General features: G+C 53.8%; 12 protein-coding genes. 5 read left to right on the top strand and 7 right to left on the bottom strand.

Translation table 11 applies throughout. The annotated features are described in order from the left end of the window. Nucleotides 1–6: 6 nt before the first annotated feature. Nucleotides 7–657: a tellurite resistance TerB family protein gene (locus tag HED65_RS00060; protein ID WP_114976899.1), complete on the bottom strand. Its 651-nt coding sequence runs from the start codon at nt 655–657 to the stop codon at nt 7–9. A gap of 170 nt (nt 658–827) precedes the next feature. Here HED65_RS00060 and purT point away from each other — a divergent pair, with 170 nt between their 5' ends. Continuing rightward, the gene (gene purT / locus HED65_RS00055) at nt 828–2,006 is read left to right on the top strand and encodes a formate-dependent phosphoribosylglycinamide formyltransferase (protein ID WP_114976898.1); all 1,179 of its coding nucleotides are present in this window, start codon (nt 828–830) and stop codon (nt 2,004–2,006) included. 41 nt (nt 2,007–2,047) lie between these two features. Here purT and kdgA read toward each other — a convergent pair whose 3' ends face one another. The 3 genes from kdgA to zwf form a co-directional block, all read right to left on the bottom strand. Continuing rightward, complete coding sequence (gene kdgA, locus HED65_RS00050) at nt 2,048–2,689, bottom strand: bifunctional 4-hydroxy-2-oxoglutarate aldolase/2-dehydro-3-deoxy-phosphogluconate aldolase (protein WP_114976897.1); 642 nt, start codon at nt 2,687–2,689, stop codon at nt 2,048–2,050. Between the two features lie 39 nt (nt 2,690–2,728). Then, a complete protein-coding gene (gene edd / locus HED65_RS00045; RefSeq protein WP_114976896.1) occupies nt 2,729–4,540 on the bottom strand; it encodes a phosphogluconate dehydratase in 1,812 nt (603 codons plus the stop codon). A 234-nt stretch (nt 4,541–4,774) separates the two neighbouring features. Continuing rightward, nucleotides 4,775–6,250 (bottom strand): glucose-6-phosphate dehydrogenase, encoded by a 1,476-nt coding sequence (zwf, locus tag HED65_RS00040; protein WP_028018638.1) that lies wholly within the window; start codon nt 6,248–6,250, stop codon nt 4,775–4,777. A 357-nt stretch (nt 6,251–6,607) separates the two neighbouring features. Here zwf and HED65_RS00035 point away from each other — a divergent pair, with 357 nt between their 5' ends. Both HED65_RS00035 and pyk read left to right on the top strand, forming a co-directional pair. Next, nucleotides 6,608–7,477 (top strand): MurR/RpiR family transcriptional regulator, encoded by an 870-nt coding sequence (locus HED65_RS00035; RefSeq protein WP_114977444.1) that lies wholly within the window; start codon nt 6,608–6,610, stop codon nt 7,475–7,477. 139 nt (nt 7,478–7,616) lie between these two features. Then, nucleotides 7,617–9,059 carry a pyruvate kinase gene (gene pyk, locus HED65_RS00030; protein WP_114976895.1) on the top strand — a complete coding sequence of 481 codons (1,443 nt, stop codon included), beginning with the start codon at nt 7,617–7,619 and terminating at the stop codon, nt 9,057–9,059. A 45-nt stretch (nt 9,060–9,104) separates the two neighbouring features. On the opposite strand, the gene lpxM is transcribed toward pyk, so the two are convergent. From lpxM to znuA, 3 genes are all read right to left on the bottom strand, one after another. Then, nucleotides 9,105–10,076, bottom strand: coding sequence for a lauroyl-Kdo(2)-lipid IV(A) myristoyltransferase (gene lpxM / locus HED65_RS00025; protein ID WP_114976894.1), 972 nt, complete (start codon nt 10,074–10,076; stop codon nt 9,105–9,107). Between the two features lie 120 nt (nt 10,077–10,196). Then, nucleotides 10,197–11,516 (bottom strand): murein DD-endopeptidase MepM, encoded by a 1,320-nt coding sequence (gene mepM / locus HED65_RS00020; RefSeq protein ID WP_114976893.1) that lies wholly within the window; start codon nt 11,514–11,516, stop codon nt 10,197–10,199. Between the two features lie 15 nt (nt 11,517–11,531). Beyond that, nucleotides 11,532–12,476, bottom strand: a complete 945-nt coding sequence (znuA, locus tag HED65_RS00015; RefSeq protein WP_147279781.1) for a zinc ABC transporter substrate-binding protein ZnuA — start codon at nt 12,474–12,476, stop codon at nt 11,532–11,534. Nucleotides 12,477–12,553: 77 nt separating this feature from the next. Between znuA and znuC the strand changes: the two genes are divergently transcribed. Both znuC and znuB read left to right on the top strand, forming a co-directional pair. Further along, nucleotides 12,554–13,309 carry a zinc ABC transporter ATP-binding protein ZnuC gene (znuC, locus tag HED65_RS00010; RefSeq protein WP_114976891.1) on the top strand — a complete coding sequence of 252 codons (756 nt, stop codon included), beginning with the start codon at nt 12,554–12,556 and terminating at the stop codon, nt 13,307–13,309. Beyond that, the gene (gene znuB / locus HED65_RS00005; protein WP_114976890.1) at nt 13,306–14,091 is read left to right on the top strand and encodes a zinc ABC transporter permease subunit ZnuB; all 786 of its coding nucleotides are present in this window, start codon (nt 13,306–13,308) and stop codon (nt 14,089–14,091) included. Before znuC ends, znuB begins: the two co-directional genes overlap by 4 nt. Nucleotides 14,092–14,277 lie beyond the last annotated feature (186 nt).

Raw genomic sequence — 14,277 nt, 5'->3', positions numbered from 1 at the left:
TGATAGTCAGTCAGTTAACGTCCGCTTTTGTTCCCGGATATCCTGTTCAATGCCCTCCCGGACATCCTGAGGGATCTTCAGCGCATCCCCCAGAGCATTGAGATAGCTCCGCTCCATAAAATGATCGATATCAATGGCGGCACAGCTGAGGAAATAGAGTTCAAGGGCTTCTTCCTCATTCTTCACACTCTGCGCAAGGCGCTGTGGATCGAGTGGTTGATCGATCGCCTGCGCCACCAGGACTCTGCCCTTCTCTTCGACACCGGCTTCACGGAGCTGCTGCTCAATCGCCGCTCGCTCTTTATCGTCGATATGCCCGTCACTTTTCGCGGCAAAGACCAGCGCAAGGATCAATCGTTCGGTACGCAGATCCAGAGGCGAGGTATGTTCACCGTAATGCGGTTCATCGCTGTGAGTAGTTCGTATCCTGTCCTTGTATTTATTCCACAGTACAGTGCCTGCGATGGCCCCGCCACCGGCCAGCAACGCGCCAGTACCATATTTTGCCAGCAACTTACGTGAGGATTTATTCGCGACCAAAAGGCCTGCCAATCCGCCGAGTGCACCGGGAACCAGCAGTTTACTGAGCCCTTGCTCGCCAGACGATGATGTTTTCTGCCCTAACAACGATTGCAACTGATTTAACCAGCCTGACATGGTTTCCCTCACTTAACGGTGAACATATTTCACAGCGTAAGCGAGCAGACGTCAGGAAATGTCCAGCCTGGCTAAAGATGCGCAAATTTCTTCCCCCTCCTTTAGCCCTGCACAAGACACACGCAAACGTTTTCGTTTATACTGCGCGCATCTTTTTCAGGGGGAATGTTATGACTCGTTTAGGAACTGCGCTGCGACCTGCAGCGACGCGTGTGATGCTGTTGGGATCGGGCGAACTGGGGAAAGAGGTCGCCATTGAATGTCAGCGTTTAGGTGTGGAAGTGATTGCCGTAGACCGTTACGCTGATGCCCCCGCCATGCACGTCGCCCATCGTTCTTATGTGATTAACATGCTGGATGGTGAAGCCCTGCGGGCACTGATTACGCAGGAGAAACCCGATTTCGTAGTCCCGGAAATTGAAGCCATCGCCACCGATACGCTGATCGCCCTTGAACAGGAAGGTCAGCGCGTGGTGCCCTGTGCCAAAGCGGCAAAACTGACCATGAACCGGGAAGGTATTCGTCGTCTGGCGGCGGAAGAGCTGGGGCTTCCCACGTCGAGCTATCGGTTTGCTGGCGATAAATCCGCATTCCTGCAGGCTGTCGAGGAGATTGGCTACCCGTGCATCGTTAAACCCGTGATGAGCTCCTCCGGTAAAGGACAGAGCTTTATTCGCGACAGCAGCACGCTGGGTAACGCATGGGATTATGCCCAGCAAGGTGGTCGTGCCGGAGCGGGCCGCGTGATTGTCGAAGGTGTCGTGAAATTTGATTTCGAGATCACCCTGTTGACCGTCAGCGCCATTGATGGCGTCCATTTCTGTGACCCAATTGGCCACCGTCAGGAAGATGGCGATTACCGTGAATCCTGGCAACCGCAGCAGATGAGTGACCTGGCACTGGAACGGGCGCAGGCGATCGCCCGTAAAACCGTACTCGCGCTGGGCGGCTATGGTCTGTTTGGTGTAGAGCTTTTCGTCTGCGGAGATGAGGTTATTTTCAGCGAAGTCTCACCTCGCCCGCATGACACCGGCATGGTGACGCTGATTTCGCAGGATCTCTCTGAGTTCTCCCTGCATGTACGCGCTTTCCTCGGCCTGCCTGTTGGTGGTATCCGTCAGTACGGCCCGGCCGCTTCCGCAGTGATCCTGCCGCAATTAACCAGCCAGAATGTCACGTTTGATAACGTCGACGGAGCAGTAGGTGCCGGGTTACAGGTGCGTTTGTTCGGTAAACCGGAGATCGACGGCACGCGTCGGCTTGGCGTAGCATTAGCCACCGGAGATAACGTAGAAGACGCTGTGGCGAGAGCCAAAACAGCCGCCGCTGCAGTTAGCGTAACAGGATAAAAAAACGGGCCGAAAGGCCCGTTTTTCATGCTGCGAATAACTTACTGCTTCGCACCTTCAACCGCTTCACGAGCCAGTTTAGTAATGCGATCCCAGTCGCCCGCGTCCAGCGCATCCGCCGGAACCAGCCATGAACCACCGATGCACAGCACGCTTTTCAGTGCCAGGTAGTCACGGTAGTTAGCAGGAGAGATGCCACCCGTCGGGCAGAAACGAACCTGCGCGAATGGACCCGCAATCGCCTGCAGCGCTTTGGTGCCGCCGTTCGCTTCTGCCGGGAAGAATTTGAACTCTTTCAGGCCGTAGTCCATGCCCAGCATCAGTTCAGATACGGTGCTGATACCAGGGATCAGAGGAATAGTGCCTTCGGTTGCCGCTTTCAGCAGAGGCTCAGTCAGGCCCGGGCTAATGGCGAACTGTGCGCCCGCTTCAGTCACTTCCGCCAGCTGCTGTGCATTCAGAACGGTACCCGCACCGACAATGGCGTCCGGCACTTCTTTAGCGATTGCGCGAATGGCATCCATCGCGCAGGCGGTGCGCAGGGTGACTTCCAGAACACGAACGCCACCAGCAACCAGCGCTTTCGCCATCGGTACCGCATGCTCCAGTTTATTTACCACGATAACTGGCACGACAGGGCCAGTGGTCATGATTGCTTCTGCACTTGTTTTCCAGTTTTTCATCAGTGTCTTCTCTCGCCAGATCGTTAAAATCAAGTCGTCTTAAAACGTAATACAGGTTGCGCCCTGCTCAGCACCGGAGAGTTTCTCACGCAGCGCACCAAACATTTCGCGCCCTGTCCCCACGCGCGATGCGCTCAGGTCAGGAATATGTGGCTTGCGTGCCGCCAGCTCTGCGTCATCCACCAGCAGGGTTAACTCACCTGTCTGCCCGTTAACGCGGATCATGTCACCGTCACGCACTTTCGCCAGCAAACCACCGTCGTAAGCTTCAGGTGTCACGTGGATGGCTGAAGGCACTTTACCGGATGCGCCAGAGAGGCGTCCATCAGTCACCAGTGCAATTTTGAAACGGCGGTCCAATAATACACCAAGTGGTGGCATAAGTTTATGTAATTCTGGCATCCCGTTGGCTTTTGGCCCCTGATGGCGAACGACCACCACGCAGTCTTTATCCAGAAGACCGGCATCGAAGGCAGGTAATACGTCGTGCTGGCTTTCGAACACTACCGCCGGTGCTTCGATAATCTGATTCTCTTCCGGTACGGCAGAGGTCTTCATCACCGCGCGTCCGAGGTTGCCGCTCAGCACTTTGGTGCCGCCATGAGGAGAGAACGGTTTGTCGATGGTGGCGATAACCTGTGCATCAAGAGAAACATTCGCCCCTTCGCGCCAGTCCAGCTCGCCGTTATTCAGCCACGGCTCCTGGGTGTAACGTTGCAGACCAAAGCCCGCCACGGTATTCACATCTTCATGCAGCAGACCGCCTTTCAGCAGCTCACGCATCAGCAGCGGTACACCGCCAGCGGCCTGGAAGTGGTTAATGTCAGCCGGGCCGTTCGGGTACAGACGCGCCATCAGCGGCACCACAGAAGAGATCTCGGAGAAATCATCCCAGTTAATCAGAATGCCCGCCGCACGCGCCATGGCCACCAGGTGCATAGTGTGGTTGGTTGACCCCCCCGTTGCCAGCAACGCGACAATGCCGTTAACGATGACTTTCTCGTCAATCATTTTGCCCATCGGCATCCATTCGTTGCCATTACCGGTCAAACGCGTAACCTGACGGGCAGCCGCTTCAGTCAACGCCTGGCGCAGTGGCGCATCCGGCTGGATAAAGGACGAGCCCGGAAGCTGCATCCCCATGAACTCTACGACCATCTGGTTCGTGTTAGCCGTGCCGTAGAAAGTACAGGTTCCCGGCGCATGGTAGGATGCGGCTTCTGCCTCCAGCAGCGCCTGACGGTCTGCTTTCCCTTCTGCATACAGCTGACGGATACGCACTTTCTCTTTGTTTGGCAGACCGCTTGCCATCGGTCCGGATGGCACGAAGATCGCAGGCAGATGACCAAATGACAGGGCTGCCATCACCAGGCCCGGGACAATCTTGTCGCACACGCCGAGATACAACGCGCCATCGAACATGTTGTGTGACAGGCCAACCGTCGCAGACATCGCAATCACTTCGCGGCTCAGCAGGGAAAGCTCCATCCCGTCCTGACCCTGCGTCACGCCGTCGCACATCGCCGGCACACCGCCCGCCACCTGGCCAACGGCATTCACGCTGTGCAGCGCTTTACGGATGATATTGGGATAGACCTCATACGGCTGGTGCGCAGAAAGCATATCGTTGTAGGAGGTAATGATAGCGATGTTGTTACGCAACATGCTTTTCAGCGAGGCTTTATCATCGGGTTGGCAGGCGGCGAAACCGTGTGCCAGGTTACCGCATGCCAGCTGAGAGCGGTGGACGGTGTTACTTTTAGCTTGTTCAATCCGGGCGAGGTAGGCCGAACGAGCCTCTTTCGAGCGTTCAATAATGCGTTGTGTTACGCGTAACAATGTCGGATTCATAAATGCTCCTCTAATTTATCTGTCCGTGCTCAGGAGTTTACAAAGTCGCTGGCAGTTGTTAACAACGCTGAAACGCTTGCTGTCCGGAGCTCAGGGGCAAAATCACTTCCGGCAGTGTAATAAAAAAAGCTCCGCGGGTGAATCCACACGGAGCTTAAAAGTTTAAAAATTGTGCCACTAGCTGTGTTAGATCATGTTACCGGTAAAATAACACTTTCGAGCCAGAGGATGACCTTACTCAAACTCGTTCCAGGAGCGGCCATCGCGGGTGATCATCGCCACAGATGCAACTGGCCCCCAGGTGCCTGCCTGATACGGTTTAGGTGCATCCTGATCGGCAGCCCAGGCTTCAGTAATAGAGTCAACCCATTTCCAGGCCTCTTCCACTTCGTCGCGGCGCACAAACAGCGCCTGGATACCGCGCATGGTTTCCAGCAGCAGGCGCTCATACGCGTCTGCAAGATGCGTCTGGTTGAAGGTTTCGGAGTAGCTCAGATCCAGCTTGGTGGTCTGCAGGTTGTGTTTGTGGTCAAGGCCAGGCACTTTGTTCAGGATCTGAATATCAACCCCTTCGTCCGGCTGCAGGCGAATGGTCAGTTTGTTCTGAGGCAGTTCCTGCCAGGACTCTTTGAACAGGTTCAGTTCCGGGTTTTTGAAGTAGACAACCACTTCGGAGCATTTGGCTGGCAGACGTTTACCGGTGCGCAGGTAGAACGGAACCCCCGCCCAGCGCCAGTCGTCGATGTCCACGCGGATCGCTACAAACGTCTCAGTGTTGCTGGACTTGTTCGCGCCCTCTTCTTCCAGATAGCCTGGCACTTTTTTGCCCTGCGCAAACCCGGCGGTGTACTGACCACGAACGGTCTTCTCACGCACGTTGGAGCGGTCGATACGGCGCAGTGACTTCAGCACTTTCACTTTTGCGTCGCGGATGCTGTCAGCCGTCAGGTCAGACGGTGGAGACATAGCAATCATGCACAGAATTTGCAGCAGGTGGTTCTGGATCATGTCGCGCATCTGACCGGCCTGGTCAAAGTAACCCCAGCGCCCTTCAATCCCCACCTCTTCCGCCACGGTGATTTCCACGTGGTCGATAGTGCGGTTGTCCCAGTTGTTCACAAACAGGGAGTTAGCAAAACGCAGCGCCAGCAGGTTCAGGACCGTCTCTTTACCAAGATAGTGGTCAATACGGTAAACCTGGCACTCTTCAAAGAACTCGCCTACCTGATCGTTAATTTCGCGGGAGGTTGCCAGCGACGTTCCCAGCGGCTTCTCCATCACCACGCGCGCCGGCTTGGCGTTCAGTTTGGCTTCGCCCAAACCTTTGCAGATGGCACCAAAGGTGCTTGGCGGCATGGCGAAATAGTTAATGGTGACACGATTTTTCTGATCCAGCATGTCACCCAGGCGAGAAAACGCACTGATGTCGTTCACATCCAGGTTACAGAAATCAAGGCGTCCGCTCAGCGTATCCCACAAACTTTCATCGATTTTCTCTTTCATGAACGTTTCGAGCGCTTCACGCACGACTTTGGTATAAGCGTCTTTGTCCCATTCGGCACGCCCTACACCCAGGATACGGGTATCCGGATGAAGTTGGCCTGCTTTTTCCAGTTGATACAGGGAAGGCAGCAATTTCCGGCGTGCAAGATCGCCTTTCGCGCCGAAAATGACCAGGTCACATGCCTGGGCTGTTTGCGTTACCGCCATGTCATTCTCCTCAGTTGGATCACCTGGTACTTCTGCCAGGTATCGTTGTAATTTTATTACAATGCACTGTACTGCTTTTACGTCATTCCCGAAACCATTAGCGCTTATCGCCACGTGCTTTACCGCGATTTTTCGCCATTCCGGTGATTTCGGAGGTGCAATGACGCAACAACCGCCGATTCTTTGCGCAACAAGGGCCCGGCAAAACCCGACGCCGATCAAGTAATGAAAAAAAACAACAACATTATCTTGTCGACTGTTACCCTTTATGGAAGCCACAGGGGTAATATCGGCTAAATCGAATCACGATTTCACCCATTTATGAAATCGTTTACACCCATGAGCGTCATGTTAACAATGAACATGCTGGAAAAAATCCAGTTTCAACTGGAACACCTTAGCAAATCCGAGCGAAAAGTGGCCGAAGTTATTCTCGCGTCTCCCGCTCAGGCGATTCATTCAAGCATCGCCGCTCTGGCGCAGGAAGCGAGTGTCAGCGAGCCAACGGTAAATCGCTTCTGCCGTAGCCTGGAAACGCGCGGCTTTCCTGATTTTAAACTGCATCTGGCACAAAGTCTGGCTAACGGCACACCTTATGTTAATCGTAATGTGGATGAAGACGACAGCGTTGATGCCTACACAGCGAAAATATTTGAGTCAGCCATGGCCACACTTGACCACGTCCGTCAGTGTCTGGATATGAGTTCGGTGAATCGTGCGGTGGATTTACTCACCCAGGCCAAGCGGATTGCATTCTTTGGTCTTGGGTCGTCGGCAGCTGTGGCGCACGATGCCATGAACAAATTCTTCCGCTTTAACGTGCCGGTTATTTATTCCGATGACATTGTGTTGCAACGCATGAGCTGTATGAATTGCAGTGAAGATGATGTCGTGGTACTGATTTCGCACACCGGACGTACCAAGAGCCAGGTAGAACTGGCCCAGCTGGCGCGTGAAAACGATGCCATGGTGATCGCTCTCACGACGGCAGGGACACCGCTGGCCCGTGAGGCGACACTTGCTATTACCCTCGACGTACCGGAAGACACCGATATCTATATGCCGATGGTCTCCCGTCTGGCGCAGCTCACGGTGATTGACGTGCTGGCGACCGGTTTTACCTTACGAAGGGGCGCAAAATTCAGAGATAACTTGAAGCGTGTCAAGGAAGCGCTTAAGGAATCGCGTTTTGATAAAGAATTGCTTATAAAGAGCGATGTTCCCTGATAGTTGATAACGAGACGTAACGAATAATTACGATGTAACGATTTACGGCATTCGGTCCGCTCTCTGCTGCCTTGCGGCAGATGAAGGTCGATTCAATGTTCACGCAACACCAAAGTTGTTTCAGTCAACGGAGTATTACATGTCCAGAAGGCTTCGCAGAACCAAGATCGTAACCACCTTAGGCCCGGCCACCGATCGCGATAATAACCTCGAGAAAATTATCGCCGCAGGTGCCAACGTGGTGCGTATGAACTTCTCTCACGGTACGCCAGAAGACCATAAATTACGTGCCGATAAAGTGCGTGAAATCGCAGCAAAACTGGGCCGCCATGTTGCCATCCTCGGCGATCTGCAAGGTCCTAAAATTCGTGTATCGACCTTTAAAGAAGGCAAAGTCTTCCTCAATATCGGCGATAAATTCCTGCTTGATGCTAACCTCGGCAAAGGTGAAGGCGATAAAGAGAAAGTCGGGATCGACTATAAAGGCCTGCCAGCTGACGTGGTACCTGGCGATATCCTGCTGCTCGACGACGGTCGCGTACAGCTGAAAGTGCTGGAAGTTCAGGGCATGAAAGTGTTCACCGAAGTCACTGTCGGTGGCCCGCTCTCCAATAACAAAGGCATTAACAAACTTGGCGGCGGCCTCTCTGCGGAAGCGCTTACCGATAAAGACAAAGCGGATATCGTTACCGCAGCGCTGATCGGCGTTGACTACCTGGCCGTCTCCTTCCCACGCTGTGGTGAAGACCTGAACTATGCGCGCCGACTGGCACGTGATGCAGGTTGCGATGCCAAAATCGTCGCTAAAGTTGAACGCGCGGAAGCCGTTTGCGATCAGGACGCCATGGACGATGTGATTCTCGCCTCCGACGTAGTGATGGTTGCCCGTGGCGACCTGGGTGTGGAAATCGGCGACCCTGAGCTGGTGGGTATCCAGAAAGCGCTGATTCGTCGCGCACGTCAGCTGAACCGTGCGGTGATCACCGCCACTCAGATGATGGAATCCATGATCACCAATCCAATGCCAACCCGTGCGGAAGTCATGGACGTTGCCAACGCCGTGCTGGACGGTACCGATGCAGTTATGCTTTCAGCGGAAACCGCGGCAGGCCAGTATCCTGCAGAAACCGTGGCCGCCATGGCGCGCGTTTGTCTGGGTGCTGAGAAGATCCCAAGCATTAACGTCTCTAAACACCGTCTGGACGTTCAGTTCGACAACGTGGAAGAAGCGATTGCGATGTCCGCCATGTACGCTGCCAACCACCTGAAGGGCGTTACCGCGATCATCACCATGACCGAATCTGGCCGTACCGCGCTGATGACCTCCCGTATCAGTTCCGGCTTGCCTATCTTCGCCATGTCCCGTCACGAGCGTACGCTGAACCTGACGGCGCTGTATCGCGGTGTTACCCCGGTTCACTTCGATAGCAGCAATGACGGCGTGGCTGCGGCACATGACGCCGTAAACCTGCTGCGCGACAAAGGCTATCTGGTATCCGGTGATATTGTCATCGTGACTCAGGGTGATGTGATGAGCACCATCGGCTCAACCAATACCACTCGCGTCATGACAGTCGAGTAAGTCAGTCTCTGTTAAAAAGCCCTCTCCTTTCAGAGAGGGCTTTTTTTATTTTGTTGGAAAAAGCTCTTTGCGTTTATACGGCTCTTTTTCGCCTGGCTTACGCGTTTTAAGCAGCTTCAGTATCCACGTATACTGCTCCGCATGCGGTCCCACCAGTATTTCCACCTCTTCGTTCATTCGACGCGCAATGGTGTTATCGTCTGCGGTGAGCAGATCATCCATCGGCGGGCGAACCTCAATATTCAGACGGTGGGTGTTGCCATCGTAAACCGGGAAAAGCGGAATAACACGGGCACGGCACACCTTCATCAGACGGCCAATCGCAGGCAGTGTCGCTTTGTAGGTCGCGAAGAAATCCACAAACTCACTGTGTTCCGGGCCGTGATCCTGATCCGGCAGATAGTAGCCCCAGTAGCCCTGACGGACGGACTGAATAAACGGCTTGATACCATCATTACGCGCATGAAGACGACCACCAAAACGGCGACGTACTGTATTCCAGACGTAATCAAAGATCTTGTTGCCCTGATTATGGAACATTGCCGCCATTTTTTGTCCCTGCGACGCCATCAGCATAGCTGGAATATCAACGCCCCAGCCGTGTGGAACGAGAAAAATGACCTTCTCGTTGTTGCGACGCATCTCATCGATGATTTCCAGACCTTTCCAGTCAACACGATCCATGACTTTTTCCGGCCCTTTCAGCGCCAGTTCAGCCATCATCGCCATCGCCTGTGGCGCAGTGGTATACATGGCATCAATAATGGCTTCCCGCTCTGCGTCGCTCTTTTCCGGGAAACAGTAGTAAAGATTAATTTGCGCACGGCGACGGGCACTTTTACCTAAGCGTCCTGCCAGGCGACCTATTTTACCCAGCACAGGATCGCGTACAGAGGCCGGTAACATCGCAATACCCGCAAATGCATAAACGCCAAGCCAGGCACCCCAGTTACGCGGGTGACGGAAAGATTTTTCAAACTCAGGAATGTACTCAATATTGTTTTTTTGGGTTTCCATGCTGGATCCAGGGTCTGATGACGCAAAATTTTATTCAGATAGTGTAGCGAGGCAGTCGTCCCCGCACAAAAGAAAAAGCCGGCGCACACTGACACCGGCTTTTTTAACAACACAAAGGGCTTAGTTTAAGCTCAACTGCGGTATCACCTCTTTCACCTGCGCCAGGTAATCAGAACGATCTTTACCTGTCAGGCCTTCGGTGCGCGGCAGTTTCGCCGTCAGCGGGTTAACAGCTTGTTGGTTGATCCATACTTCATAGTGCAGGTGCGGGCCGGTAGAACGTCCGGTATTGCCTGAAAGCGCGATACGGTCACCACGTTTCACTTTTTGACCCGGTTTGACCAACAACTTGCGCAAGTGCATATAGCGAGTCGTGTAAGTACGACCATGACGCACCGCAACATAGTATCCTGCTGCTCCGCTGCGTTTAGCCATGACCACTTCACCATCACCCACAGCCAGTACCGGTGTACCCTGCGGCATCGCGAAATCAACGCCACGATGCGGTGCAACACGTCCGGTGACCGGGTTCAGACGGCGCGGATTGAAGTTAGAAGAAACGCGGAACTGTTTCGCCGTCGGGAAGCGCATGAAGCCTTTTGCAAGACCTGTACCGCTGCGGTCATAGAACTTACCGTCTTCAGCACGAATCGCGTAATAATCTTTGCCCTCTGAGCGCAAACGTACACCCAGCAGTTGGCTCTGCTCGCGCTTACCTTCCAGCATTTCGCGGGACATCAGGACGGAAAACTCATCACCTTTCTTCAGTTTGCGGAAATCCATCTGCCACTGCATGGCTTTGATGACAGAACTGATTTCAGCGCTGGTCAACCCTGCATCTCGGGCACTTGAAACAAAGCTTGCACCCACAGTCCCTTTCATAACGCTGTTGACCCAGTCGCCCTTCTGCATTTCGCTGGTCATTTTGAAACCGTTTGCAGTACGTTCGTAGGTGCGGGTTTCGCGGCGAGACATTTCCCAGGTAAGACTCTGTAGATCGCCATCTGCCGTTAATGTCCATGAGAGCTGTTGCCCTATTTTCAGATTACGGAGATCTTTATCGGCAGCCGCCAGCTGGCTGATATTACCCATATCGATGCCGTACTGGTTCAGTACGCTACTCAGCGTATCCCCGGTAGAAACAACGTATTCGTGGGTCCCTGCTTCGCTCTCGGTTTTATCGTCCAGTTCATCCTGCGGGATAGCTTCATCTTCCTGAGCCGCCTGGTCGATAGGCTCACTGGCTTCAGGCAGCAAAGAACGGATTTCGCTCTTTTCAAGCTCGATGGTTTTGATGATAGGGGCAGAACTCGGGTGGTAAACATAGGGCCGCCAGACGGCGACCGCTAAAGTGAGAACTGTAAGCGACCCCAGCATAACGCGATGGGGTCGAGGCAGATTGTTAAATGCCAGGGCGACAGAGCGGGCTATCTGTTGCACGTATTCACTTCCTCGTTAATCTCCTTTCAGGCAGCTCGCATACTGGTTCGCCAGTTGGCTGAGGAACTGCGAATAGCTCGCTTTGCTCAACTGGATATTCGTTCCTAGCGGGTCAAGGGTCCCCATGCGCACGGATGTCCCCCTGGCCACGGCTTCTACGACCGCTGGCCTGAACTGCGGCTCAGCAAAAACGCATGTCGCTTTTTGCTCAACCAACTGTGTTCTGATTTCATGTAAACGCTGCGCACCAGGCTGAATTTCAGGGTTGACGGTGAAGTGCCCCAGCGGGGTCAAACCGTAGTGTTTTTCGTAATAGCCATAGGCGTCATGAAAAACGAAATACCCTTTTCCTTTCAACGGTGCGAGCTCAGTACCAACCTGCTTATCGGTTGCGGCTAATTGTGCCTCAAAATCCTTCAGGTTGGCGTCTAGTTTGGCTCGACTTTGCGGCATAAGTTCCACTAATTTGTCATGGATTGCAACCGCTGAAAGCCGCGCTATCTCTGGGGATAACCAAAGATGCATGTTGTACTCGCCGTGATGGTGATCTCCATCACCTTTTTCGCCGTCTGCAGTATGATGGTCATGTTCGTCGCCGTCGTCATCCGACCCTTTCATGAACAACGGTTTCACGCCGGGGAGTTCGGCAATCGCGACCTGTTTTTCGTCAGCAACCTGTTTCGCTGACTTCTGCATAAACGCTTCCATTTCCGGGCCAATCCAGACGACTAAGTCCGCGTTTTGTAAGCGCTTTACATCTGAAGGACGCAGGGAATAATCATGCTCGGATGCACCATCAGGGAGCAGAACCTGGGTTTCCGTTACCCCGTCTGCAATGGCAGATGCGATGAATCCAAGCGGTTTAAGCGAAGCGACAACCGCAGCGTTAACATCTTGTGCGGTTGTACCCCAAAGGGCAGCGGATAATGCTGCGAAAAGAAGCGTATTTTTATGTAACATAATGCGACTAATCATCGTAGTGAATGCGTGGAATGTGATATTATAACATTCGTTGACTTCTTCAAGCTTAAATTGACATGACGACATTGGTTTCTCTTGAAAATATTTCGGTCTCATTCGGGCAGCGCCGCGTCCTTTCTGACGTGTCGCTGGATCTGAAGCCCGGCAAAATTCTGACGTTGCTCGGCCCCAATGGTGCCGGCAAATCCACCCTGGTGCGCGTGGTGCTGGGTCTGGTCACACCCAATGAAGGCGTGATTAAGCGCGAGGAAAAATTGCGTATTGGCTATGTGCCGCAAAAACTCCACCTCGACGCCACATTACCGCTGACGGTCAGCCGCTTCCTGCGTCTGCGTCCCGGAACACGAAAAGCCGATATTCTCCCGGCACTGAAACGCGTGCAGGCAGGTCATCTCATCGACGCGCCGTTGCAAAAACTTTCCGGGGGAGAAACCCAGCGTGTTTTACTTGCCCGTGCGTTGCTGAGCAGTCCCCAGTTACTGGTACTGGATGAACCCACCCAGGGGGTCGACGTTAATGGTCAGGTCGCGCTTTATGATTTAATTGACCAACTGCGTCGGGAACTGAATTGTGCAGTACTGATGGTATCCCATGACCTGCATCTGGTAATGGCAAAAACTGACGAAGTGCTGTGTCTCAACCACCATATTTGCTGCTCCGGCACGCCTGAAGTGGTGTCAATGCATCCGGAGTTTATCTCCATGTTTGGCCCGCGCGGTGCTGAGCAACTGGGCATTTATCGCCATCATCATAATCATCGCCATGATTTACAGGGACGAATTGTCCTGCGCCGGGGAAATGGACACTCATGATTGAACTGTTACTGCCCGGCTGGTTAGCCGGGATTATGCTTGCCTGTGCGGCGGGTCCGCTGGGCTCGTTTGTCGTGTGGCGCAGAATGTCCTATTTCGGTGATACGCTGGCGCATGCCTCTCTGCTGGGCGTCGCTTTTGGTCTGTTACTGAATGTCAATCCTTTCTATGCGGTGATTGTGGTCACGCTGCTCCTTGCCGCGGGTCTGGTCTGGCTGGAAAAACGCCCACACCTCGCCATTGATACGCTACTTGGCATCATGGCGCACAGCGCCCTGTCGCTGGGTCTGGTGGTCGTGAGCCTGATGTCGAACATTCGCGTCGACCTGATGGCCTACCTGTTCGGCGACCTGCTGGCCGTGACGCCAGAAGATCTGATCTCTATCGCCATTGGTGTCGTCGTGGTGCTCGGCATTCTGCTCTGGCAGTGGCGTAATTTGCTGGCGATGACCGTAAGTCCGGACCTGGCGTTTGTTGATGGCGTGAAATTGCAGCGCGTGAAGTTGCTGCTGATGCTGGTGACAGCGTTGACCATTGGTGTGGCGATGAAGTTTGTCGGAGCGCTGATTATTACCTCCCTGCTGATCATTCCTGCAGCCACAGCGCGCCGCTTTGCCCGCACGCCAGAACAGATGGCCGGCGTGGCCGTTCTCATTGGGATGGTTGCGGTAACGGGTGGGTTGACCTTCTCGGCGTTTTATGACACGCCTGCAGGGCCGTCTGTGGTGCTGTGTGCAGCGGTGCTGTTTATTTTCAGTATGATGAAGAAGACGGCAAGTTAACATCGAGGGCGCTGATGCCCTCACCCTGCCCCTCTCCCGGTGTACAGTCCGGGGACATAGTGAACACTTGTTCGGGGACATGGTAGACACTTACAACTAAGGCATAAGAACCCGTTAATGGAGTCGCTTATGCCCTGGGATGCGAGAGATACCATGTCATTACGTACCGAGTTTGTTTTGTTCGCC

Source organism: Pantoea sp. LS15 (assembly GCF_012241585.1).
Taxonomy (GTDB): domain Bacteria; phylum Pseudomonadota; class Gammaproteobacteria; order Enterobacterales; family Enterobacteriaceae; genus Enterobacter.
Note: the sequence above shows the minus strand (reverse complement) of the source record. Positions and strands in the feature narration are given on the sequence as shown.

What these genes read in the sequence shown, in the direction of transcription:
- kdgA (WP_114976897.1), bottom strand. Translation starts at nt 2,689, where the DNA reads ATGAAAAACTGGAAAACAAGTGCAGAAGCAATCATGACCACTGGCCCT.
- edd (WP_114976896.1), bottom strand. Translation starts at nt 4,540, where the DNA reads ATGAATCCGACATTGTTACGCGTAACACAACGCATTATTGAACGCTCG.
- zwf (WP_028018638.1), bottom strand. Translation starts at nt 6,250, where the DNA reads ATGGCGGTAACGCAAACAGCCCAGGCATGTGACCTGGTCATTTTCGGC.
- lpxM (WP_114976894.1), bottom strand. Translation starts at nt 10,076, where the DNA reads ATGGAAACCCAAAAAAACAATATTGAGTACATTCCTGAGTTTGAAAAA.
- znuA (WP_147279781.1), bottom strand. Translation starts at nt 12,476, where the DNA reads ATGTTACATAAAAATACGCTTCTTTTCGCAGCATTATCCGCTGCCCTT.
- znuC (WP_114976891.1), top strand. Translation starts at nt 12,554, where the DNA reads ATGACGACATTGGTTTCTCTTGAAAATATTTCGGTCTCATTCGGGCAG.
- znuB (WP_114976890.1), top strand. Translation starts at nt 13,306, where the DNA reads ATGATTGAACTGTTACTGCCCGGCTGGTTAGCCGGGATTATGCTTGCC.
- pyk (WP_114976895.1), top strand. Translation starts at nt 7,617, where the DNA reads ATGTCCAGAAGGCTTCGCAGAACCAAGATCGTAACCACCTTAGGCCCG.
- HED65_RS00060 (WP_114976899.1), bottom strand. Translation starts at nt 657, where the DNA reads ATGTCAGGCTGGTTAAATCAGTTGCAATCGTTGTTAGGGCAGAAAACA.
- HED65_RS00035 (WP_114977444.1), top strand. Translation starts at nt 6,608, where the DNA reads ATGAACATGCTGGAAAAAATCCAGTTTCAACTGGAACACCTTAGCAAA.
- purT (WP_114976898.1), top strand. Translation starts at nt 828, where the DNA reads ATGACTCGTTTAGGAACTGCGCTGCGACCTGCAGCGACGCGTGTGATG.